2 protein-coding genes are annotated in these 2553 nt (G+C 49.8%); both read right to left on the bottom strand.

Annotated elements, in window-relative coordinates; translation table 11 throughout:
- Positions 1 to 2029 (bottom strand): SEL1-like repeat protein (locus J7438_RS25065; RefSeq protein ID WP_209278776.1); only part of this gene is annotated, 2029 nt, incomplete at its 3' end.
- A gap of 218 nt (positions 2030 to 2247) precedes the next feature.
- Positions 2248 to 2553 (bottom strand): hypothetical protein (locus J7438_RS25070; protein ID WP_209278777.1); only part of this gene is annotated, 306 nt, incomplete at its 5' end.

Raw genomic sequence — 2553 nt, forward strand, 5'->3', positions numbered from 1 at the left:
GAACCGCCGGTTGTCTCAAGGCACCAGGGCTGCCCGGGGTTTGATTGGCTGCTGGTGCAGCAGTGTTGCTGTCAGCATCGCTGGTATCATTATCCACGCCCTTATCCTGAAACAGCGCACTTCCATCTGGTGGCTGAAGGTGTCCAGGCTGGCACTGCGGTTGACTGCTGACAGGTTCACGACGCTGGTGGTCGGCCGGGACATTTGTCCGTTGACGTGTTCCTTGACGGGTATCTTTATCTCCGTTGATGTATTGCTGAATCTCCTCTGGTGTCAGGCGGCGCAGGTAGCGCGTATCTTTGGCCTTGATTCGGACATATTCAATTTTTGACCGCAAATAATCCTGAAATGAAGGGCTGAGATAACCGCTGTCCTCTGTTGCCGCATCCTCGTCGGAGGAATCCACCAGCGTTTGCAGTTGCTGATACATCTTCTCATAACATCGACAGGCATTGCTGTAGTCGCCGATTTCTGCAAACAGGTCACCGGCCTGAAGGTTTAATGGAATGAATTTTCCCCGGCTGGCGGCTTGTTCATACAATGTTGCCGCCTTCTCCGGTGATGGATGGTTAATTAATTGCTGCTCATGGAGCCAGCCCATGAGAAAACAGGCATAACCATGGAGATTATCCGGTAATGGCGGTTCGCTGCCCACGGCCTGTTTCAGCAATTGAAAAGCCTCCATCATTTTCTCGCGATGCCGGGGCATATTGTAAATGCGGGTTTTGTCATTAGGTTTGGGGTAGGTCATGACGTTGAAAATATAAGCGAATGCCGTCACCAGGTCCTCTGGTTCCGGAAACAGTGTCGGGCCCTTAAACCAGGTAGCAGACGAAGCAGCCTGCCCCGCTTTTTTGGTTTTGACAAATACGCCGTGGGTGGTTGAGATATTCTTAGCCACGTCCTGAAGACACCGGATTTCGGCTCTCTGGGTAACTGCCCTGGTTAATTTGCTGGCCGGGGTGGAGGTTAGCTGGTTGTTATGTGAATCCTCTGACAAGGCCTCATTTAGTGTGGCCAGCTGATGGGTTATACGAGCCTCGTCAGCAAAAATGGCAATATGTAGAGCCCTGTACAGCACTTCGTGTTCATCGTCTGGCTCGGAAAGGTAACCGGGCTGGTCACGCAGGGGCTCAAGCAGGAATTCATATCTGGAAAACAGTAAAACCGGCGAATCATCGGCTGTATGGGGATAATAATTATTGGTTGTTATGAATCGACTGGCTATGTCGGCCAGACGTTGTGTTATGGCAAAGGGAGATGCCAGAGGTTCGGTGTTGGGGTACAGGCCACTGTCTATGAGTAGTTTGAACCACTGATCCGACAGCCGTTCCTGCTGGCCAGAGCGAAATTGTTTTATTTTCTCTACATCACTGGCCTGGCTGATTGTACCGTTATTTAATGCGTACTGAATAAACCAGGATCTCAGTTGGTTCCGGGTTTGCTCAGCATTCAATATGTTGGCTGTTGCCAAGTGCTGATAAGCTTCTTTACGTTTGCTGCTGGCCTTTTCCAGAAATATGGATGATGTCTCAGCAGCTGCCTTTTTCAGTTGCTGCTCATGCATCTTCAGAAACCTTTCCGACTCAATCAGGCGACAGGCACCCAGTGCTAATATTGCATCGGGCCTCAGGCTGAGGGACACATCCGGTGGCTCGTCTTTAACAACAATAACTCTGCGCTCGTTTTCTGTCAGGATGCCTCCGACTTTCTGTTTCGGATATACCAGATGTACTACCTTGCAGGTACAGCCGTATGGTGATTTTACACCCTCTGCCGGACAACAGGCTCCCCAGAACCACCGGTTAAACTTCTTTATGCCGGATTTATCATCAAGCGCTGGAGAGAAGTTGTTGTTAATGGCAACCTCAAACAGTGTTTTGATCTGCTCAGCGAACGACCAGCGTTGGTTTTCTATGCATATTGACCGAACGACATTATGATCGACACTGACTTTCCTCCCTGCAAAACAATGCGCTTCGGTAAGCGTATTTACTGAATCGCCGTGGGTGCTGAGGATGCTGTCCATAATTTGGTGATACCTGAGTCCCTCCACATGGTGATAAATGAATCTCTCCACATTCTGGCTCCGTACGAAACACCCACAGGAAAATAAAGCTGCTCATCTGAAAACAGGAAAGCTTACTGGATGAACAACCACAGTTTCAGACAGAATAAAGAACAGATCGTTCTGTGGATGAAGAAAAATTTCCCACAACGTTTTTACCATCGATATGACGCTGAGCCTCAGGGTGTCCGGTAGAGGCGCTTTAATGAGAACCAGCCCCGGTTGAGGGAGGCAATATTTTCACTTCCGGGATACAGCAGCCTGAACGTGCTGAAAACATGCCCGAGGCTTCTGGCCTGACAGACAATACCAAACAACCATTCGGTGATCTCAATGGGGGACAGGCTCGGGGTGACCCGTTCCGCAATGTTCAATACATCCACCTCAAAGTTTTCCGGATCCGGTAGCTGCTGGTATTGAATACCTGTTTTTCGGATGATGCTCTGCAGCAGCAAATCCCTTGCCTGGTTCAGGTGCGCAGCGCA

Origin of the sequence: Thalassotalea sp. G20_0 (genome assembly GCF_017744175.1) — a bacterium.
Lineage (GTDB): Bacteria > Pseudomonadota > Gammaproteobacteria > Pseudomonadales > Endozoicomonadaceae > Endozoicomonas.